17 protein-coding genes are annotated in these 21451 nt (G+C 28.1%); 12 read left to right on the top strand and 5 right to left on the bottom strand.

Features of this window, described 5'->3' with window-relative positions; all coding sequences use genetic code 11:
* Nucleotides 1-62 precede the first annotated feature (62 nt).
* Nucleotides 63-1901 (bottom strand): LTA synthase family protein, encoded by a 1839-nt coding sequence (locus tag EJL03_RS14470; protein WP_125154686.1) that lies wholly within the window; start codon nt 1899-1901, stop codon nt 63-65.
* Nucleotides 1902-2127: 226 nt separating this feature from the next.
* On the opposite strand from EJL03_RS14470, the gene EJL03_RS14465 reads away from it, so the two are divergent.
* The 8 genes from EJL03_RS14465 (at nt 2128) to ppaX (ending at nt 11028) form a co-directional block, all read left to right on the top strand.
* Complete coding sequence (locus EJL03_RS14465) at nt 2128-5895, top strand: phosphoribosylformylglycinamidine synthase (RefSeq protein WP_125154685.1); 3768 nt, start codon at nt 2128-2130, stop codon at nt 5893-5895.
* Nucleotides 5896-5969: 74 nt separating this feature from the next.
* The gene (locus tag EJL03_RS14460) at nt 5970-6587 is read left to right on the top strand and encodes a DNA-3-methyladenine glycosylase (protein WP_125154684.1); all 618 of its coding nucleotides are present in this window, start codon (nt 5970-5972) and stop codon (nt 6585-6587) included.
* Between the two features lie 179 nt (nt 6588-6766).
* Nucleotides 6767-7417: a tetratricopeptide repeat protein gene (locus tag EJL03_RS14455; protein ID WP_125154683.1), complete on the top strand. Its 651-nt coding sequence runs from the start codon at nt 6767-6769 to the stop codon at nt 7415-7417.
* A gap of 1 nt (nt 7418) precedes the next feature.
* Complete coding sequence (locus EJL03_RS14450; protein WP_125154682.1) at nt 7419-8105, top strand: hypothetical protein; 687 nt, start codon at nt 7419-7421, stop codon at nt 8103-8105.
* A gap of 74 nt (nt 8106-8179) precedes the next feature.
* Entirely contained in the window at nt 8180-8449 is a 270-nt protein-coding gene (locus EJL03_RS14445; protein WP_125154681.1) for an ACT domain-containing protein, read from the top strand.
* 13 nt (nt 8450-8462) lie between these two features.
* Entirely contained in the window at nt 8463-9821 is a 1359-nt protein-coding gene (locus EJL03_RS14440) for a PFL family protein (protein WP_125154680.1), read from the top strand.
* A gap of 12 nt (nt 9822-9833) precedes the next feature.
* Nucleotides 9834-10346 (top strand): NUDIX hydrolase, encoded by a 513-nt coding sequence (locus tag EJL03_RS14435; RefSeq protein WP_125154679.1) that lies wholly within the window; start codon nt 9834-9836, stop codon nt 10344-10346.
* 28 nt (nt 10347-10374) lie between these two features.
* Entirely contained in the window at nt 10375-11028 is a 654-nt protein-coding gene (gene ppaX / locus EJL03_RS14430) for a pyrophosphatase PpaX (RefSeq protein ID WP_125154678.1), read from the top strand.
* A 22-nt stretch (nt 11029-11050) separates the two neighbouring features.
* On the opposite strand, the gene EJL03_RS14425 is transcribed toward ppaX, so the two are convergent.
* Nucleotides 11051-12130, bottom strand: a complete 1080-nt coding sequence (locus tag EJL03_RS14425) for a GerMN domain-containing protein (protein WP_125154677.1) — start codon at nt 12128-12130, stop codon at nt 11051-11053.
* A 78-nt stretch (nt 12131-12208) separates the two neighbouring features.
* Entirely contained in the window at nt 12209-13234 is a 1026-nt protein-coding gene (gene ltaE / locus EJL03_RS14420; protein WP_125154676.1) for a low-specificity L-threonine aldolase, read from the bottom strand.
* A 203-nt stretch (nt 13235-13437) separates the two neighbouring features.
* Between ltaE and EJL03_RS14415 the strand changes: the two genes are divergently transcribed.
* The 3 genes from EJL03_RS14415 (at nt 13438) to EJL03_RS14405 (ending at nt 18036) form a co-directional block, all read left to right on the top strand.
* Nucleotides 13438-15360: a PrkA family serine protein kinase gene (locus EJL03_RS14415; protein WP_125154675.1), complete on the top strand. Its 1923-nt coding sequence runs from the start codon at nt 13438-13440 to the stop codon at nt 15358-15360.
* A gap of 4 nt (nt 15361-15364) precedes the next feature.
* On the top strand, nt 15365-16555 hold the full coding sequence (gene yhbH, locus EJL03_RS14410) for a sporulation protein YhbH (RefSeq protein WP_125154674.1): 1191 nt from the start codon (nt 15365-15367) through the stop codon (nt 16553-16555).
* A 113-nt stretch (nt 16556-16668) separates the two neighbouring features.
* On the top strand, nt 16669-18036 hold the full coding sequence (locus EJL03_RS14405) for a SpoVR family protein (RefSeq protein WP_125154673.1): 1368 nt from the start codon (nt 16669-16671) through the stop codon (nt 18034-18036).
* 119 nt (nt 18037-18155) lie between these two features.
* Here EJL03_RS14405 and EJL03_RS14400 read toward each other — a convergent pair whose 3' ends face one another.
* Both EJL03_RS14400 and proB read right to left on the bottom strand, forming a co-directional pair.
* Nucleotides 18156-19445: a glutamate-5-semialdehyde dehydrogenase gene (locus EJL03_RS14400; protein ID WP_125154672.1), complete on the bottom strand. Its 1290-nt coding sequence runs from the start codon at nt 19443-19445 to the stop codon at nt 18156-18158.
* Nucleotides 19446-19464: 19 nt separating this feature from the next.
* Nucleotides 19465-20271: a glutamate 5-kinase gene (proB, locus tag EJL03_RS14395; RefSeq protein ID WP_243108728.1), complete on the bottom strand. Its 807-nt coding sequence runs from the start codon at nt 20269-20271 to the stop codon at nt 19465-19467.
* Nucleotides 20272-20408: 137 nt separating this feature from the next.
* On the opposite strand from proB, the gene EJL03_RS14390 reads away from it, so the two are divergent.
* Nucleotides 20409-21443: a C45 family autoproteolytic acyltransferase/hydrolase gene (locus tag EJL03_RS14390; protein WP_125154671.1), complete on the top strand. Its 1035-nt coding sequence runs from the start codon at nt 20409-20411 to the stop codon at nt 21441-21443.
* Nucleotides 21444-21451: the final 8 nt, after the last annotated feature.

The following is a 21451-nucleotide window of genomic DNA, read 5'->3' as shown; positions in this document are numbered from 1 at the left end:
AATATAAGAAATTTTGACAAATTAATTATATCATATAAAGTAATTATTAAAAATTATATATATTATTTGTTTTTTATAAGATTCTTTTTTAGTATGGCTTCTGAGGCATCTAATTCTTTTATTAAAGAATCTTTTATATTATTTAATTCATTAGATACTGGAACTTTATTTCCTGAGTCAATATCATAAAAAATATTTGAAGAAGATAAATATAATATGTTATCTTTTATAAAGGAACCGTTTCTAAAAATTACTTTATTATTTGATGAATTAAACATGTCTTTACCAAACATAAATTTATTATCTATATTAAATAAATTTGCTATAGTTGGATAGATATCCATTTGACCAACATATGTTTTATAAACTCCTTTATTTTCATTTTTAGGGAAATGCATAATAAGAGGAATTTTTTGGTACATAAAATCATTAAACTCGTTTTTAGAATTTGAGTTTTCTAGTTTATAGATTGAATTTATTTGGTTCTTAGGAATACCATTGTGATCTCCGTATACAACAATTATAGAGTTATCTTTTAATCCTTTTGAATTAATGTTATCTAAAAATTTACCTAATTCAGCATCTGCATAGTGTATAGAGTTAAGATAATTTTCCATATATTCATCTTCCTCATAATTTATTTCCTTATAATTATCAATTTTAAAAGGGGCGTGACTAGTTAATGTAACTAAGAAGGAATAAAAAGGCTTATTTATTTTGCTTATTTCCTCAAGACTTTGGGTATAAAATTCTTTATCGCTAATTCCCATTCCTATTTCTTCTATAGGATTAAAGCTGTGATAGCCAAAAAATTCTTTAAAGTTTTCAGCTTTATACATCACACTTCTATTCCAAAAGCCTTCATTATTACCATGAAATACCATAGAATCATATCCCTTATTATTTAACATTTTAGGAAGTGAATTAAAAGTATTCCCTGCAAATTTATAATAAACGGCACCTGAAGAAAGAGGATATATTGAATTGTTTACTATAAATTCTGCATCAGAAGTATTACCATCCATAACTTGATAAAAACAGTTATTAAAGTATGCACTGTCTTTAATTAATTTATTTAAATTTGGAGTTATTTCTTTACCATTTACTTTTTTGTCTATGACAAAACTTTGTAATGATTCAAATTGAATCATTATTAAATTTTTCTTACTTCCATATCCAGTAAGTATTCTTTTAGAATTTTCATCCTTTATAGAATTAGAGGGTATATAATTTTTAATTTCATCTACATTATAGGGAGTTTTAACACAGTCTTTCATATTGCTAAGATAATTGCGAAAATCCAAAGCATGATAATTTAAAGTTGTTATTGTTCGAGCTACGTAAACTTTATTTGACATATTCTTCAATAGCCCAGGCTGTTCTTTATTTAATTTATTAACATAACTTAGATTTAGTATAAAACATATAGTTAATAAAAATACTCCTATAGGTAAACGAAGTTTAATATTTAAATTATAATTATATTCTTTTATGAATCTAAATATAAAAGGAATTAAGATTAAATCTAATAAACATAGTAAATCTTTGGGATTTATTACATTGATAGAATTATGCAATATATCTTTTAAAAAACCATTTTTAGCTGATACTAAGGAAAGCAAATCACCATTTGTTCTGTAATATATTAAATCAATCAAGAATGTAAGGCTTATAAATACATTTAATATGTATAAAATGTAAAATCTTAATTTTTGTTTAAACACAAAAGAAATTGAAATTATGATTAATACACATAGAGAACTTATTTTAAGGGCATTATTAAAATTTAGATAGTAGGGTGAAATTTCTTTTGAAATAAAAACTGATTTTATAATCATTAATATTAAAAATAATAGTAAATCTAAGTAAGAAAACATATATTTTTTAAGTTTAAAATACATAAAAAACCTCCTAATATTGATTTAAACTAGTTATTAATTATAATAAAATTTTATGTACTAAGATAGAATAACATATTAAAAAAATATAAACAATGATATTAATTATCAGTTAATTCATAAAAACAAAACACGATTAATATACCCTTATTTAATAATATATGTTATAATATAAACGAACTAAAAAAATAAATTAATTAATAACATTCGTATTTAAGGGGGAATTAAATTGATTAACAGTGTTATAAGGGTATATGTAGAAAAAAAAATGGGGTTTAATATTGAAGCGGATAATTTAATGAAAGATATAAATTTAACTTTAGGAATAGTTGCATTAAAGAATTTAAGAATAATTAATAGATATGATATAGAAGGTATTACATTGGAAGAGTTTAGAAATGGTAAAAATATAATTTTTTCTGAGCCACCAATAGATAATATTTATGAAGAAGTAATTCCTATAAAAGATGGGGAAAAAATATTTGCAGTAGAGTATTTACCTGGACAATATGATCAGAGGGCAGATTCAGCAATGCAGTGTGTACAACTTTTAACTGGAAGTAATAGTGTAATTATAAGAACAGCAAAAGTGTATATTTTAGAAGGAAATATAGAGGACAAGGATTTTAAAAGAATAAAGGAGTATTGTATAAATAAAGTGGATTCAAGAGAAGCATCTATAGATAAACCTCAATCATGCAAATTGGTAACTGATTCTGTAGAAAAAGTTCATATCATAGATAACTTTATATTATTCAATAAAGATGATTTAATAAAATTTTCAAATGATAATGGCTTAGCTATGGATTTAAATGATTTACTTTTTTGCCAACAGTATTTTAAAGATGAGGGAAGAAACCCTACCATTACTGAAATTAAAGTTATAGATACATATTGGTCTGATCACTGCAGACACACAACATTTAACACTATAATAAAAGATGTTAATTTTGAAGAAGAGAATTATAGTATTCCTATTAAAAAGTCTTATAATGAGTATTTAAATATAAGAAAAAATTTATATAAAAATAAGGGAAAATCCAAATGCTTAATGGACATAGCAACTATTGGAGCTAAAGAGTTGAAAAATAAAGGATTTTTAAATAATTTAGATGAGAGTGATGAGATAAATGCCTGCAGTATTTGTGTAGACGCTAAAGTTAATGGCAAAAATGAAGAATGGCTTGTCATGTTTAAAAATGAAACTCATAATCATCCTACAGAAATAGAACCTTTTGGTGGGGCAGCAACATGTCTTGGTGGAGCTATAAGAGATCCTTTATCAGGTAGATCATATGTGTATCAAGCTATGAGAGTAACAGGCTGTGGGGATCCTAGAGAAAGTATAGCAAGAACAATAAAAGGTAAATTGCCTCAAAGAAAAATAACACTAGCAGCAGCGGAGGGGTACAGCTCTTATGGGAATCAGATTGGATTAGCTACAGGTAATGTATCGGAAATATACCATAAAGGATATATTGCAAAGAGAATGGAAGTTGGGGCGGTAATAGGAGCAGTAAAGAAAGATAATGTAATTAGAGAGATACCAAAAAAAGGAGATGCAATAATACTTTTGGGAGGAAGAACAGGGAGAGATGGATGTGGCGGTGCTACAGGGTCTTCAAAGGAACATACTGAGACTTCAATTGTAAAGTGTAGCTCTGAAGTTCAAAAAGGTAATGCTCCAACAGAAAGAAAGATTCAAAGATTATTTAGAGATGAAGAAGTAATAAGAATGATAAAAAGGTGTAATGATTTTGGAGCAGGAGGAGTGTCGGTTGCTGTAGGAGAGTTAACTGATGGTATTTTAATAGATTTAGACTCTATTCCTAAAAAATATGAAGGAATTAATGGAACTGAATTAGCTATTTCAGAGTCACAAGAGAGAATGGCAGTTGTAGTTGACAAAGAAAATGTTGATAGATTTATAGAACTATCAAAGAGAGAAAACTTAGAGGCTACTAAAATTGCAGAAGTAACATCTGATGAAACTCTTAAGATGTTTTGGCAAGGTGAATTAATAGTAGATATTAAAAGAGAATTTTTAAATTGTAATGGAGTAAGTAAATATCAAAATGTTTATGTTAAAGCTCCTATTATAGATGGAAATTATTTTAATAATTATGGACATAGCTATAAATCTTTTAGTGAAGCATGGGTTAATACTTTAAAGAATTTAAATGTTTGTAGTAAGAAGGGATTGGTAGAAAGATTTGATAGTACTATAGGGTCAGGAACGGTACTTATGCCCCTAGGAGGAAAATATCAACTAACGCCTACAGAAGCCATGGTAGCTAAATTACCAGTAATAAGTGGTGATACAGAAACAGGTACTATTATGAGTTATGGTTTTGATCCCTATATAAGTGAATGGAGTCCATTTCATGGAGCGTTATTTGCAGTCATAGAATCTATAGCAAAGGTTGTGGCAATAGGAGGAGATTATAAAAAAATTTATTTGAGTTTTCAAGAATATTTTGAAAAATTAGGAGATGAAAAGGAAAGATGGGGGAAACCATTTTCAGCCTTACTTGGTGCATTAAAGGTACAAATGGAATTTAATATTGCAGCTATAGGTGGTAAAGATAGTATGTCAGGAAGTTTTAATCATATAGATGTACCTCCTACATTAATATCTTTCGCAGTAGGTACTGTTGATGTAAATAATGTGATTTCACAAGAATTTAAAAATACTAATAGTAAAGTAGTTATTTTTAATGCACCAAGGGATAAATATGAAATTCCTGATTTTCAAATATTAAGGAAAAACTATGAGAAAATTCATTATCTAATAAATAATAATAAGGTGGCTTCAGCGTATACTGTAAAATCTGGTGGAATAATAGAAGCTGTTAGTAAAATGAGTTTTGGCAATAAGATAGGAATTAAATTTAATGAGGAAATGGCAAATATAGAAAAATTAATTTCTAAAGATTATGGCGCTATAATATTAGAATTAAAAGATGATGAAGATTTGTTCAGCTTATTAGATGGAACAAATTATAAATTATTAGGACATACTATAAAAGAAAAGGCTATTTATATTAAAGATGAAGTAATAGATTTAGATAAAATCATAGATTATTGGGAATTGCCATTGGAGAATATATTTAATACTAAGGTGCCTAAATCCAATAAAGAGATCTATGACTTGTGTTATGATAAGGGTATAAAAAAAATTTCTATTATGAAAAATAATAAACCAGAAGTGTTTATTCCAGTATTTCCAGGAACCAATTGTGAATATGATGTTTCAAAGCGCTTTCAAGATGCTGGAGGAAAAACTAACCTACTAGTATTCAAAAATAATACATTAATGGATATAAAAGAATCTATAGATGCTATGGCTTATGCTATAAATAAATGCAATATATTAATGTTACCAGGTGGTTTTAGCGCAGGAGATGAGCCAGATGGATCAGGTAAATTTATTGCAACAGTATTTAGAAATGAAAAATTAAAAGAGGCAGTAATGGAGCTTATAAAAAATAGAGATGGATTGATTTTAGGTATATGCAATGGATTCCAAGCATTAATTAAATTAGGACTTATACCTTATGGTGAGATAACAGAGCTTAGTTGCAAGAGTCCAACATTAACCTATAATAAAATAGGTAGACATGTTTCTTGTATGACAAATACTAAGGTAGTATCTAACTTATCTCCATGGTTTAGTAACGTATCGTTAGGCGATACATTTACAATTCCAGTATCTCATGGTGAGGGTAGATTTATAGCAAAGGATAATGTTATGGAAAACCTTATAAAAAATGGTCAAATAGCAACTCAATATGTGGATTTTAATAAAAATGCATCTTATGATATAAAATTTAATCCAAATGGATCATACTATGCTGTAGAGGGAGTAACTAGTCCTGATGGGAGAATATTAGGAAAAATGGCTCATTCAGAAAGGATTGGGAATAATATTTGTGTAAACGTACCTGGTACTATGGATCAAAAGATATTTGAATCCGGCATAAAATACTTCAAATAAATGATATTTACTAAAACAATTGTTATTGTTATAATGTGTTAAAGATTTGTATGTGTTTGGGGGATGTAATGAATATGAAATTACGCAGGGGTTTTTACGAAAGAGATACTTTAAAAGTGGCTAAAGAGCTTTTAGGAAAAGTTTTAGTTCATGAGATTAATGGAGTTAAAATTAAGGGTAGAATTGTAGAAACAGAAGCGTATATAGGCGGGATAGACAAAGCTTGTCATGCTTATGGAGGTAGAAGAACCCCTAAGATAGAGCCTTTATATGGTAAACCAGGTATAGCCTATGTTTATATAATATATGGAATGTATCATTGTTTCAATATTATAACTAAAAAAGAAGGTGTACCAGAAGGGGTGCTTATAAGGGCTGTGGAGCCTATAGAAGGTTTAGATGAAATGGCTAATTTTAGATTTAATAAAAAACTAAGTGAATTAACTAAAACTCAAATAAAAAATTTAACATCTGGTCCAGGTAAACTTTGTATAGCACTAGATATAACTAAATTAAATAATACTAAAGATTTATGCAATGGTAGTTTATATATTGAAGAACATAAGGAAAAAGTGGATTTTAATATAGTAGAAACCAAAAGAATTGGTATTGATTATGCAGAGGAAGCAAAGGATTTTTTATGGAGATTTTATATTGAAGATAATATATTTGTATCTAAAAATAAAGGTTAGCTTGTGCTAATCTTTATTTTTTATATTTTAATAATCTAATTAAAGTTCGTAGGATTACAATTTTCTATGGTATTAGCTAAAAAAGTTCATTTTTATTGAAATTTTGCTTAAAGGTAGATTTTATTATAGAATAAGTTATATAATATAAAATGTTAAGCATAATATGAGGAGTGAAAAGTATGAGTAAAGGTAGTATTAAAAAATACCAAGATTTTATGAAAGAAAAATATAAGTGCCAAATAAGTGAAGATAACTACAAAGAATGTATATTAAATGAATTTTCAGATAGAAAATTTTTAAAAAAATATTTTCAGAGATATATAAGCAAGAATTCTAAAAAGTTAGATCTGACCTGGGGAGTTTTAATGTTTTTGTTTATTAAAGCTTCTGAAGAAAAAAATGTTACAGCCATAGAAGAATATATTAGATTGTTAAATAAATATCCAGATAATTATTTTGTAGAATATATTTTAGGGGATATTGATTTAATGTATTATGGGAGAATATTTCATAGTAGAGATAGATTTCTTAAAGCTATAATTCTTAAGGAAAACGACGCCAATTCTTATTATAACTTAGGATTTATATACAATTTATTAGGGAGTTTTGAAAAGTCTTTGGAATACTTTAATAAGGCAATATACTATAGCGATAATGCTATAAACCAGAAAGAATTAAAATCCAATGCGTTATATAATATAGCTATATATTATATAACTGTAGATGATGATGTAGAAAAAGCAGAAGAGATTCTAGAAGAGATATTAAAGGAAGATTCAAATTATACTAAGGCAATTAATACACTTAGAAGAATGAAGGGAGATATATAATATGCAAAATTCAATTAATGCTAATAATGTATGGCTTCCAAATGAGATTTCTGTAGTAAAATTATTTTTAGTTCAGATAGAATGTTCTATAAATGAGCAGTATCAAGTTTTAGGTGGAAAAACTTTATATGAATATACGCTATTAAATAAGGATTATACAGGAATTTTAAAGATTGCACCGGAACTGAAAAATTCTCCTATTTTAGAAGAGTATAAAAAAGCGTTATCTATAAATAAGATAGATTTTTTATATCAATCTGTATATAAAAAATCAGGAGGGGTACTTAATTTATTTTATGGGGAAATGAAAGAAAGTATGGATTTACAATTAAAAAAGATAATTAGTAAGCACAAAAATAACAATGATACAATTACAGAATGGAAAGATTTAAAGTCAGATATGTGGAGTTCTCTCTCTCCTAAACTTGTTTGGGCAGGTGGTGGAAAGATGGAGAAGGAATTATTATTTGATTTTTGTAATAAATTAACCATTTCTATGAATGGACAGAAATTTTATACTCAAGGTTCAGCTATTATAAAGTCTTTAGAATATTTAAGAGCATGGCAACTGGCCTATAATGATATATGCAAGGATAGTCCTTTAAATGCTATAATTAAAGAAAGACAGATGATTTATAATAGAAAAATTAAGTTTTTAAAAGAAAATAATATACAACATGATTTTTAAACAGAAAATTTCCCCAAAATTTAATTTAAGTTTTGGGGATTAAATATAAATAATTTAAAAGGGGGATATAGTAAATGAAGGCTATAATAACTGTTATTGGGAAAGATAAAGTAGGAATTATTGCTGGGGTGAGTAATGAATTGGCTAAAATGGGAGTAAATATATTAGATATAAGTCAAACTATACTTCAACAGTATTTTACTATGATTATGTTAGTTGATTTAAAAGAATCTAGCTTAGAATTTAATGGTTTAAAAGAAGCATTAAACGAAAGAGGAAAAGAACTTCAGGTTTCAATTAGAATTCAGCACGAAGACATATTTAATTCAATGCATCGTATATAAGGGGGGGAAACTTATGTTAAATTCATATGATATATTAGAAACTATAAGAATGATAGAAAAAGAAAAGCTAGATATACGTACTATTACAATGGGGATATCTCTTTTGGATTGTATACACTCGAGTGGGGAGACAGCAAGACAAAAGATATATGATAAAATAACTAAAAATGCTGAAAATTTAGTTAAGGTAGGAGAGAATATAGAAAAGGAATATGGAATTCCTATAATACATAAAAGAATATCCGTAACACCTATTTCCATAGTTGCTGGAGCTTCTGAGGATACAAACTATGTAAAGTTTGCTGAAATTTTAGATAAGGCAGCAAATAATGTAGGAGTAAATTTTATAGGAGGATTCTCTGCACTGGTACAAAAAGGATATACAAAGGGAGATGAAATATTAATTAATTCAATCCCAGAAGCGCTTAGCAGGACAGAAAAGGTATGTTCTTCTGTTAATGTAGGTTCTACCCGTACAGGTATTAATATGGATGCGGTAAAACAAATGGGAAAAATAATAAAAGATACAGCAGATCTTACCAAAAGTCAAGATGGTATAGGGAGTGCTAAACTTGTGGTATTTGCAAATGCAGTTGAAGATAACCCATTTATGGCAGGAGCTTTTCACGGTGTAGGGGAAAATGAATGTATAATAAATGTAGGTGTAAGTGGACCAGGAGTAGTAAAATCTGCTTTAGAGACAGTAAGGGGTAAGAGTTTTGATATAGTGTCAGATACAATAAAAAACACTGCGTTTAAAATAACTAGAATGGGGCAGTTGGTAGCTAAAGAAGCTTCTAGAAGATTAAATGTACCTTTTGGAATAGTTGATTTATCTTTAGCTCCGACTCCATTTGTTGGAGACAGTGTAGCACATATATTAGAGGAAATAGGATTAGAATGTTGTGGAGCACCAGGAACTACTGCTGCATTAGCTCTTTTAAATGATGCAGTTAAAAAGGGAGGAGTTATGGCCTGCAGTCATGTAGGTGGTTTAAGTGGAGCATTTATACCAGTTAGTGAAGATATAGGTATGATTGATGCTGTAGAGAGGGGAGCACTTAATATTGAAAAGCTTGAAGCAATGACATGTGTGTGTTCAGTAGGATTGGATATGATAGCTATCCCAGGAAATATAACTCCTGAAACTATATCAGCCATTATTGCAGATGAGGCAGCTATTGGTGTTATAAATAATAAAACTACAGCAGTGAGAATAATTCCTGTTCCTGGGAAAGGTGTAGGGGATAGTGTTGAATTTGGAGGGTTGCTTGGTAAAGCCCCTATTATGGCAGTTAGTAAATTTTCTAGTAAAGATTTTGTAAATAGGGGAGGAAGAATACCTGCGCCGATTCATAGTTTTAAAAACTAAGGAGGGGGTAAAATGGAGGATAAATTAATATATGATGGATGGCTAAAATTATTCAAAAAGAAGGTCAATGAAAGAGAGTATGAAATAGTGAAAAATCATAGTGCAGTTTCAGCCATAGTATTAAATGAATTTGATGAAATATTATTGATAAAGCAATTTAGACCTGCAGTTATGAAAGAAACATTAGAAATCCCAGCGGGACTTTTAGATATTAAAGGTGAAGATATAAAAAGTTGCTTAATTAGAGAATTAAAAGAAGAGGCTGCGTTAAATATAAAAGAGAATCAGGTGGAAAAAGTTGTTTCATATAAGCCTATTTTAGGTTTTAGTTCAAGTAGTATGCATATGTTTAAAGTTAAAATTAATAAAATGGATTTTATTAGTGAGAACATAAATGATGAGGATGTTTTATCAGGTCTTTGGGTAAAGATTTCTAAGTTAGGGGACATGATAAAAGAAGAAAAAATAATAGATGATAAAACTATAATGGCATTTTTTTATTTGAAGTCTTGCAAAAACTACTAGTAATAATATATATAATTGGAGGGAATCTATGTTTAAGGCTATACTATTTGATTTAGATGGGACACTAATAAACACTAACAATTTAATTTTACAGTCCTTCAGGTATACACTTAGAGAGTTTTCTATAGAAGGTGTAAAAGATATGGAGATTATTAATACTTTTGGACAGCCCCTTTTAGAAGCTATGGAGTTATTTAGTGAAGATAAGGCAAAGGATTTAGTAAAAACTTATTTAGAGTATAATAGAATAAAACATGATGAGTTGACTAAAAAAATAGAAGGAGTAGAAGAGGGACTTGTACTCCTTAAAGAAAAGGGAATAAAATTAGCAGTGGTAACATCCAAAAGAAGACAGGTGGCTTTGAGAGGACTTAAGCTTTTTAATCTAGACAAGTATATGGATATAGTAGTGTGCCCAGAAGATACTAAAAGACATAAACCTGAGGCAGAACCTGTACTAAAAGCTTGTGAGATATTAAAAATACTACCAGAAGACGCATTAATGGTGGGAGATAGTCATAATGATATATTATGTGGAAAGAATGCAGGAGCAAAGACATGTTTAGTAAAATATACTGCTCTGTGTATGAATGAACTTATGACTTATAGTCCTGACTATATAATAGATTCTTTAGTTGAAATAAACTTAATTATAGATAAGGAAAAGAAAAATATCTGTTGAGGTTGCTCAACAGATATTTTATTTATTTATACTCTATAGTATTATTTAGGTTTATTTTCAAAGGTTCATTTTCTTTTAGCGAAATATGGCCTGAAGTATATGGCTTATTATTTATGGTTAAATACACCTTATCTACATTATAATAGTCTGCTAGTGTATTAGTTATACATTGTAAAATTGAGCTTTCAAGTCCACTACTAGAATTTTTTTCATTAAGTAAGTTATCTGAAAAATCTATTTCGACTGTATTGGTTTTTAAATTTAAACTAACTTTATTTATTTTTACATTAGAATTTATTAGTTGGGATATATTGTTATTAGGAGTCTCCTTAAAATATTTTTCAAAGTAAGGGTTTATTTTATCATTGGTATTAAAATTCAGGGTTTTTTTAGTATATATTATTTTATTATTTATATAATCAGGATAATAAAATTTTATAGTTTGAGATACAGGAACATTTTTTTCAATTTTTTCTAGGGATGTAGACACTTCCATATTTTTTGATTTATATAAAGATTTAACTAAACCTACATTTAAAACATAATAATCATAGGATTTTGACTCAGTAGATTCTGTAGTAACTTCTATAGCATTATATTTAGCATAAGGGGTAAATATTTCTTTGTTTAAATCAGAGATATATCTCTTACTCCCATTAGCTAAAGTCCAAGAGGTTCCTTTAATTAAAGGTTCTTTTAATAAGATTTCATATTTAGAATTATCAATAGAAGTTAAATCATCTCTATAGTAAAATTCTTCTTTAGTATCTAAAAGACGTAATTCTCCATTAGAAATTTCAAGTATTTCACCAGCGGTAGTTCCAGGATTTACAATTCTTAATTGTATTTTATTATTTTTTATATAATCCACAAAAACGTTTTTTTGTGCATATTCGCTACCAGATCCTTTGTATGTTAATTTTGAATTTTCATTAAATGGAAAATAATCTTTTATTGTATATTTAGATGTAGTCCTATTAGAGGATTTAGAATCACTTTCGGAAACTATACTAGTATTTTCATTTTTTGCTGGTTTGTTAGATTTACTGCAGGATGTTAATAATAAAAATGGTAGTATACATAATATTACTAATTTTTTCATTTACACTCCTCCTTAATTATAAAAATTATAATAAAAATTGAGGAATAAGCATAGAATCTTATCCTCAATTTTTTATGCTTAACCTAAAGCTTCTTTTATACAGGCAGTAATATAATCTATATGTTCTATTGTAATCCAATAATGTGTAACAAAACGCATAAACCCATTTTCTGGACCATTAATTTTAATACCTCTATCATAAAGATGTTTTGATAGGCTATTCATGTCATAATTTGTATTATTTATTTTAAAGAATACCATATTTATATCAATGTCGTCAAGTTTTACATTTATACCAGGTATTTCACATAACTTTTTGCCAAGTAATAGAGCTTTATTATGATCATCTTCTAAATGTTTTGGCATATCCTGTAAAGCTATTAATCCTGCGGCAGCTAATATACCAGCTTGTCTTAAACCACCACCCATTATTTTTCTTTTTTTTCTGGCTTTTTTTATAAAGTCTTTATTTCCTGCTAGAATAGAACCTACGGGAGCGCAAAGACCCTTAGATAGGCAAAACATTACTGAATCGCAGTATTTTGTTATTTCTTTAGCAGGCACTTTTAGATAGGAGGCGGCATTAAATAATCGTGCGCCATCTAAATGTACAGGTAGATTATTGTTTTTGGCTAAATTATAAATATCTTTCATATTTGATAGTGGAATAACTTTTCCATTAGAATAAGCATTTTCTACGCATATTAGACCTGTATCTGGGAAATGTATGTCTTCTCCTCTTATAGTGTTTTTTATATCTATAGGGTTTAATATTCCTTTATTAGTTTTAAGAGCACGTAATTGCACTCCAGCAATAATAGCAGGGGCACCAACTTCATGCATTAATATATGAGAATCTTCTCCTAAAATTACCTCATCTCCCCTTTTGCAATGGGTAAATAAAGATAATTGATTGCCGAATGTACCACTTGGAACAAATAAAGCAGACTCTTTTCCCACTAGTTTTGCAGCAAAATTTTCTAATTCATTAACTGTTGGGTCGTCTCCATAGACATCATCACCAACTTTTGCATTATACATAGCATCTCTCATAGTTTTAGTAGGTTCAGTAACAGTATCACTTCTTAAATCTATAAAGTTCATAAAAAAATCCCCCTTATATGAATTTAAATAAAATATTCTTAAACTATATTATAATGGAAATTTCTAAAATAATAAACTTTGATTTATAAATAATAGAACTACTTTAATTATGATATATAGTTCATGTTCTAAAATAAACATTCAATTAATATAAATACAACAAAGATATATCCTCATATAGCATGAATTATCAGGAGGTATTTATGAATTTTAAGGAATTAATAGAGAAGGATAGAGAAACAAGAAAAAAGGTAAATTTCAAGGGTAATTTTTTAGATTATTTAGAAATTATTAAGAAAGATCCTACATTATATGGATTGGCTCATGAGAGAATGTATAATATTATAATGGAAAAAGGGATGGAAGTTTTAAATCCAGAGGAAAACATAAGAGTAAGAAAGATATATGGAAATGAGACTATAAAGAGTTATAAATTTTTTAAGGATGATTTTTTTGGAATAGACAAAACTTTAATGAAATTAGTTAATTATTTTTACTCAGCATCTATGAAGGGAGAAGAATCAAGGCAAGTATTATATTTAGTAGGACCTGTTGGATCAGGAAAATCATCTATAGTTGAAGCTTTAAAAAAGGCTTTAGAGAGTAGCCAAGACATATATGCTTTGAAGGGCTGTCCAATGCATGAAGAACCCTTACATTTAGTTCCTAAACATTTAAGAAGGACTTTTGAAAAAGAATTAGGAATAAAAATAGAAGGGGATTTATGTCCAGTTTGTAGATATAAACTTAAAAATGAGTTTAAGGGTGAATATGAAAAGTTTCCAATAGAAAAGATGGATTTTTCTATTAGGTCAAGAAAAGGTATAGGAGTTGTTCCACCAGTTGATCCTAATAATCAAGACACTTCTGTGCTTATAGGCTCTGTAGATATATCTAAAATGGATTTATATTCTGAGGATGATCCTAGAATTTTTTCATTAAATGGTGCATTTAATGTAGGCAATAGAGGATTGGTTGAATTTATAGAGGTATTTAAAAATGATGTGGAATATCTACACACTATAATTACAGCTACCCAAGAAAAATCAATACCTTCTCCAGGGAAGGGAGCTATGATATATTTTGACGGTGTAATAGTTGCGCATTCTAATGAGGCTGAATGGAATAAATTCAAATCAGATCATACAAATGAAGCCATATTAGATAGAATAGTAAAAATAGAAGTTCCCTATTGTCTTGAATTAAGTGAAGAAAAGAAAATATATGAAAAGATTTTAAAAAGGAGTAATTTTAAAGCGCATATTTCCCCACATACATTAGATGTAGCTGCAATGTTTGCAATACTTACTAGATTAACTCCATCTAACAAAGTAGACTCTTTAACAAAACTTAAAATATATAATGGAGAAGAAATAGTAGAAAAGGGAACTACTAAGAAGATAGATATTATAGAATTAAGGGAGGAAGCTGGGCTTAAAGAAGGAATGTCTGGAATCTCTACAAGGTTTATTATAAAAGCTATAGATAATGCATTGTCTGATTCAAAATCAGGATGTATTAATCCTTTAAGTGTTATGGAAAGTTTAATTAAATCCATTAAAGATTTAGACATATCTGATGATGAAAGAAAAAGAAATTTGGTATTTTTACAAGACACTGTTAGAAAAGAATATAATAAGATATTAGAAAAAGAAATTACAAAAGCTTTTATTGAAAGTTTTAAAGAGCAGGCAGAAAGTTTGTTTAATAATTATTTAGATCATGCGGAAGCTTTTGTTAATAAAACTAAAATAAAAGATAGGGCAACTGGAGAGCAACTAGAACCTGATGAAAGGTTTATGAGATCCATTGAAGAACAAATAGGAATATCAGAGAGTTCTTCAAAGGGATTTAGAGCAGATGTTACATCTTATATGTTTTACTTAATTAGAAAAGGAACAAAAATTGACTATACATCCTATGAACCATTAAAAGAGGCTATTGAAAAGAAACTAACTTATTCTGTAAGAGAAATGTCTAGAATCATTACTAAATCTAGGGTAAGGGATAAAGAACAGAATGAAAAATATAATGCTATGGTTGAAGAAATGAAAAGGAATGGGTATTGTAATGAATGTTGTGACGTAATATTAAAATATGCTGCTAATAATCTTTGGAAGGATTGATAATATGGCAGTTTTTAGAGAATTTAATCCTATTCCTCATGATAGATCAGCAGAAGATAGAAGAAGACACCAAAAGTTAGTAGAGGATTCTATAAAAAAAAATTTAGTGGACATTTTATCAGAAGAGAGTTTAATAGGGCAGAATAAAAATAAAAAAATAAAAATACCTATAAGAGGTATAAAAGAATATCAATTCATATTTGGGAAGAATGCTTCAGGAGTAGGAAGTGGTGATGGTAGTGAAAAAAGGGGAGATAAAATAGGTACCGATGAATCTACTTCTGGGAAAGGAAAAAATAAAGCAGGTAATGAAGAAGGAGAAGATATATTTGAAACGGAAATTACTTTAGAAGAAATATTCGAATATATGTTTGATGATTTAGAATTACCTAATTTAAAGAAAAAAAAGTTTTCTGAAATATTAAAAGAAGGTTCTAAAAAGAAGTGTGGATATCAAAAAAATGGTATTCCACCAAGATTGGCAAAGAAAAGGACTGTGGTTGAAAAACTTAAAAGAAAGCAGGGAATGAAACGTGTACTTAAAGAAAGGGCAAAAGAAATTAATAAAGAAATTAACGAAATAGATATAGGAAGATTTCCTTTCAAAAAAGATGATATAAGATATTTTAGAGTTAAACCACAAAAAAGGAAAGAATATAATGCTGTAGTTATATGCATTATGGATACTTCGGCCTCTATGGATCAAAGTAAAAAATATTTGGCCCGATCATTTTTCTTTATGATATATAGTTTTATAAAAATGAAGTATGAAAGTGCTGATATTGTGTTTATAGCTCACTCTACCACTGCAAAGTCTGTTACAGAAGATGAATTTTTTCATAAAGTTGAGTCTGGTGGAACTTATATATCTAGTGGATATTATAAGGCTTTAGAGATAATAAATGATAAATATAATCCAGAAAATTATAATATATATGCGTTTCATGCAAGTGATGGAGATAACTGGAGTGAAGATAATGAAAGAGCAGTAAAAGCTGCTAATGAATTAAGTAATGTATGTAATTTATTTGGATATACAGAAATAATGACATATGGCTATGCTAGTAGTATAAAGAAAAGATTTTCTAAAGAAGTAAAAAATGATAATTTTGTATCTGTTACTATGCAAACCAAGGAGGATTTATGGGGTGCATTAAAAGAGATGTTTAGAGCTGAGATTAGAGTAAATAGCTAAGTAAATATACTTTTTATTTAGGTAGAGTTTATTTTACTCTACCTAAAACTTACGAGACTATGTTTTAAAATATTCTATTATTGCTAATTAACAAAAGGGAGGTGAAGCATAATTTGGATTATAATATAAAAGATTTGGAAAAATGGAATTATAGAATAGAAGAAATAGCTAAAAATTTTGGCTTGGATTATTATCCTCAAGAATTTGAAATAATAGATTATAGTGATATGCTTGCATATGAAGTATATTTAGGCATGCCTGCAAGATATCCTCATTGGAGTTTTGGAAAGGCATATGATAGGTTAAAAACATTGTATCAATATAACTTTGTAGGATTACCATATGAAATGGTTATAAATTCTAATCCATGTATAGCTTATTTAATGAAGGATAATACATTGCTTTTACAAATACTTACTATTGCTCATGTTTATGGACATAATGATTTTTTTAAAAATAATAGACTATTTGCAGAAGCTACTGATGCAAATTACACCATAGAAATGTTTAAGAGTAATGGAGATAGAATTAGGCAGTATATAAATGATCCAAGTATTGGTTATGAAGAGGTGGAAAAAATACTTGATGCGGCTCATGCTATAAAACTTCAAACAGATAGGGCCATTGGAGTGAAGAAATTAAGTATTACCCAATTAAAAGATAAAATTATACGAGAATATAAAAATGATAATAGTCATAATGATTTATTAAAAGGAAACGTTAAAAAACCTATAAAAGATATAAATAAAGTTCCATTGGAACCAGAAGAAGATATACTAGGATTTATAATAAATTATGGTGAATTATATGAATGGCAAAAAGATATTGTTCAGATAGTAAAAGAAGAGACTAAATATTTTATCCCTCAAATTGAAACTAAAATAATGAATGAGGGTTGGGCCAGTTTTTGGCATTATAATATTTTAAAAGAATTGAAATTACCTCAAGGATTACATTTAGAATTTATGAAAAGACATAATGATGTTATAACTCCGTTAGAAGGAAGAGTAAATCCTTACTATATGGGATTTAAAATTTATGAAAATTTATATCATACCTATGGTTGGGATAAAATATTCCAAGTTAGGCTACTAGAAAGAGATGAATCATTTATAAGAAGGTATTTAACAGAAGAACTTTGTTATGAAATGAATTTGTTTCAATATGGGAAGCATGGTAAGGATTATACAATTGAAGAGGTTTCTGATGAAAGAGGATTTAAGGAAATAAAAAATACTTTATGCGAAAGTTGTGGTATAGGTATGATACCTCATATAGTTATTGCAGATATGAACACGAATAATAAAATATTAACCCTTGAACACAAATTTGATGGAAGAGAATTAGAAATGAGTTATACTATGGAAACTTTGAAATATTTAGTAGATTTATGGAAGCATAAAATTATACTTAAAACTACATTAAATGGCAAGGATATAGATATAGTATGTGATATAGATAAGCAGGTTTCCTATGTTTAAATAGAATAATAATGACATATAAAAGTCTGTGTCCTATTTTAGATATTTCTTTATGTCTAAATGTTAGGGTTTTCACAGACTTTTTATTTTTTAAAAGGTATTATAATTAATTATTCTTATTATTTTCTAATTTGACCATTACCGTAAACTATATATTTATTGGTAGTAAGTTGTTCAAGCCCCATAGGACCTCTGGCATGAAGTTTTTGGGTGCTTATACCAATTTCAGCCCCGAAGCCGTATTCAAAACCATCAGTAAATCTTGTAGAAGCATTTACATATACAGCAGCAGCATCTACTTCATTTAAAAATCTTTGAGAATTAGAATAATTATTTGTGATTATAGATTCCGAATGTTTACTACTATGCATATAAATATGTTCTAAGGCAGCATCTAAGGATTTAACTATCTTAATAGAAATGATTAAATCTAAGAATTCTTTGTCCCAATCCTCCTTAGTAGCGTTTTTAATGTGATGAATAATTTTGTCTTTTTTAAGTGAATTTAATAATAAATTTTTACTTTTTTTACAAACTCTCATCTCAACATTTAATTCCGCAAGTGAATTTGCTAAAGAAGGTAAAAACTTTTCAGCTACATTTTCATGAACGAGTAAGGTTTCTGTTGCATTACATACAGCAGGTCTTTGAACTTTAGCATTTAAAACTATTTCTTCAGCATTTTTTAAATCTGCACTTTCATCTACAAATATATGACAATTACCTACACCAGTTTCAATAACTGGTATAGTAGCATTACTAACTACAGCTTGTATTAAGCCTTTTCCACCTCTTGGAATTAATACGTCAATATATTCATTTAATTTAAGCATTAAATTTACAGCTTCTCTATTGGTGGTTTCAATAAGTTGTATTGTTCCTTCTGGAAGATCACAAGATTCACAGGCTTTTGAAAGAATTTTAGATACAATTTTGTTGGTATTTATAGCTTCTGATCCTCCTCTAAGTATCACTGCATTTCCAGATTTCAAACAAAGTGCAGCGGCATCCACAGTTACATTAGGCCTGGATTCATAAATTATACCTATAACTCCAAGAGGAACTCTTTTTTTCCCAATAGTTAGACCATTTGGTCTTTTCCACATTTTTGTAATTTCTCCTATTGGATCGGGTAGTTCTGATACTTGTTTTAATCCTTCTGCCATATCAAGTATTCTTTTTTTATTTATTAAAAGTCTATCTAAAAGAGCTTTAGAAAGCCCTTTTTTCTCTCCAATTTTCATATCTTTAGAATTTTCTTCAATTATTAAATCTATATTGTTTTTTAATTCATTTGCCATATTTAATAAAACTTTATTTTTAGAATTAGTATCTAAAGTTGAGAGTATTCTAGCGGCTTTTTTAGCTTTAATTCCTTTTTCATTAATATATTCTTTTAAGTCTTCCATTAAAAAAACCTCCTGTGTTTTAGTTATTAGCGTTAAACCAAGTTCCTACATTTTTACCATCAAGAATTTCAGAAAGAAGTTCTGCATTATCACCATTTACTATCACCATTGAAATACCTGCTGAGTTAACAATTTTTGCAGCGTTTATTTTAGTTGTCATTCCACCAGTACCTAGATTTGAACCAGCACCTCCGGCGCAAGATTCGATCTCTTTTGTTATATTTTCTACAAAGCTTATAAGTTTTGCATCTTTATCTTTTTTAGGATCTGAGTTATATAGACCATCTATATCAGACATTAATATCAATAAATCCGCACCAATAAGCTTAGCTACAAGAGCAGATAAAGTATCATTATCTCCAACCTTTATTTCATCAACAACAACGGCATCATTTTCATTTATTATAGGAATAACTCTTTTATTTAAAAGAGAGGTAAAAGTATTATGGGCATTTAAACTTCTAGTAACATCAGTCATATCTTCTTTTGTTAGAAGTAATTGTCCTACTGTTTTACCATATTCAGAAAAAAATTTTTCGTACATGTGTAATAATATTCCCTGACCTACAGCAGCGGTAGCTTGTTTTTCTGGAATGCTTTTTGGTTTTTCAGTTAAACCAAGCTTACCCATGCCTGCACCAATAGCACCAGAGCTAACAAGTATAATACCATATCCTTTATTATGTAAATCAGCTAGTTGTCTAACTAGATGTTCTATATGAGATAAGTTAGGCAATCCATTACTATAAGTCAGGGTAGATGATCCAACCTTTACTACGATATTTTGCACATTTTTTATATAATTAAGTCTTTTATTATCAATCATATACAACGCCCCCAAAAACTTTTTTATTTAATTATCTCATAAAAGGTTAAAAATTTAAACCATTAAAATAAGCAAATACTATATTAGGAATAGTTATTAGGTTCTGATATAATATTTTTATATGAGGTGATATATAAATGCAGGAAAAACTTAAGTTTATAAAGGCATCTGGAAGTGCTATAGAATTGGGAAAAACTATAGGAATTCAATTTAAAAGGGAAATAAATTTACATGTGAATAAATATAAACATCTATTAAATGATAATGCTATTTTGTGCAAACTAGAAAAGATACAAAAAAATTTAGAAAAAATATTTCCAAAATATTTAAAAGAAATTTATGGAAGGGCACAAGGGGCTTTAGTAAATGAAAAGTTATATTTATTAACAATGTGTGCGGAAATATTGAATGAAGGGGTTGGGTGTACTACCATATTATATAAAAGAAAAGATGGTACATTAGTATTAGCACATAATGAAGATGATACTTATAAGGTTAATAGCGCATGTATTACAAAATGTATGTTAGAAAAAGAGTGGTTTATAACTTATGATTATATTAATATGCCTTTTGGAAATGCATTTAGTTTTAATAGTCATGGGATAGTTAAGACTATAAATTTTTGTTACAATAATACAATTAGAGAAGAGGGAGTTCCAAGATATTTTGTACAAAGACATATAAGTGAAGCAAAATCCTTAAATGATTTTATAAATAGATGTAATATAGATAATAGAGCATCTGGTTTTCACGCCATTGCTTTAGATGTACATGAAAATAAGGCTATTTCAGTGGAATGTGATTACAAGAATATAAGTGTAAAAGAGTTAAACGATTTTTATGTACATACTAATCATTTTGTACATAAAAATATAGAATATAATCATAAAGAAGTACCAAAGGAAAGTACATCTTTTTTTAGATTGGAAAAAGCTTCACAATTATTAAAAAAATCTATTGAAAAGAAGGGTGATAATATTTCACTTAAAGATTTTATGAGTATACTAAATTATAGAGGGAAAGGCTATGAAGATTCTATTTTAGCACTGAAAAATGATCCTAATTTTACTTGTGCAAGATTTGGAATAGACACAGCCCAAAATGAAAAAGTTTTATTACAGTTTTTTAATACAAAAGAATTATTTTATAAAAATTATAATTGTATAGAATAGATTAAACT

The organism is Clostridium rectalis (assembly GCF_900626095.1).
Taxonomy (GTDB): domain Bacteria; phylum Bacillota; class Clostridia; order Clostridiales; family Clostridiaceae; genus Clostridium_AS; species Clostridium_AS rectalis.
The sequence above is the reverse complement of the archived record's forward strand: the minus strand, read 5'-3'. Positions and strand labels throughout refer to the sequence as shown.

What these genes read in the sequence shown, in the direction of transcription:
- EJL03_RS14440 (WP_125154680.1), top strand. Translation starts at nt 8,463, where the DNA reads ATGTTAAATTCATATGATATATTAGAAACTATAAGAATGATAGAAAAA.
- EJL03_RS14470 (WP_125154686.1), bottom strand. Translation starts at nt 1,901, where the DNA reads ATGTATTTTAAACTTAAAAAATATATGTTTTCTTACTTAGATTTACTA.
- EJL03_RS14460 (WP_125154684.1), top strand. Translation starts at nt 5,970, where the DNA reads ATGAAATTACGCAGGGGTTTTTACGAAAGAGATACTTTAAAAGTGGCT.
- proB (WP_243108728.1), bottom strand. Translation starts at nt 20,271, where the DNA reads ATGATTGATAATAAAAGACTTAATTATATAAAAAATGTGCAAAATATC.
- EJL03_RS14425 (WP_125154677.1), bottom strand. Translation starts at nt 12,130, where the DNA reads ATGAAAAAATTAGTAATATTATGTATACTACCATTTTTATTATTAACA.
- EJL03_RS14390 (WP_125154671.1), top strand. Translation starts at nt 20,409, where the DNA reads ATGCAGGAAAAACTTAAGTTTATAAAGGCATCTGGAAGTGCTATAGAA.
- ltaE (WP_125154676.1), bottom strand. Translation starts at nt 13,234, where the DNA reads ATGAACTTTATAGATTTAAGAAGTGATACTGTTACTGAACCTACTAAA.
- EJL03_RS14415 (WP_125154675.1), top strand. Translation starts at nt 13,438, where the DNA reads ATGAATTTTAAGGAATTAATAGAGAAGGATAGAGAAACAAGAAAAAAG.
- EJL03_RS14455 (WP_125154683.1), top strand. Translation starts at nt 6,767, where the DNA reads ATGAGTAAAGGTAGTATTAAAAAATACCAAGATTTTATGAAAGAAAAA.
- EJL03_RS14400 (WP_125154672.1), bottom strand. Translation starts at nt 19,445, where the DNA reads ATGGAAGACTTAAAAGAATATATTAATGAAAAAGGAATTAAAGCTAAA.
- yhbH (WP_125154674.1), top strand. Translation starts at nt 15,365, where the DNA reads ATGGCAGTTTTTAGAGAATTTAATCCTATTCCTCATGATAGATCAGCA.
- EJL03_RS14445 (WP_125154681.1), top strand. Translation starts at nt 8,180, where the DNA reads ATGAAGGCTATAATAACTGTTATTGGGAAAGATAAAGTAGGAATTATT.
- EJL03_RS14450 (WP_125154682.1), top strand. Translation starts at nt 7,419, where the DNA reads ATGCAAAATTCAATTAATGCTAATAATGTATGGCTTCCAAATGAGATT.
- EJL03_RS14435 (WP_125154679.1), top strand. Translation starts at nt 9,834, where the DNA reads ATGGAGGATAAATTAATATATGATGGATGGCTAAAATTATTCAAAAAG.
- ppaX (WP_125154678.1), top strand. Translation starts at nt 10,375, where the DNA reads ATGTTTAAGGCTATACTATTTGATTTAGATGGGACACTAATAAACACT.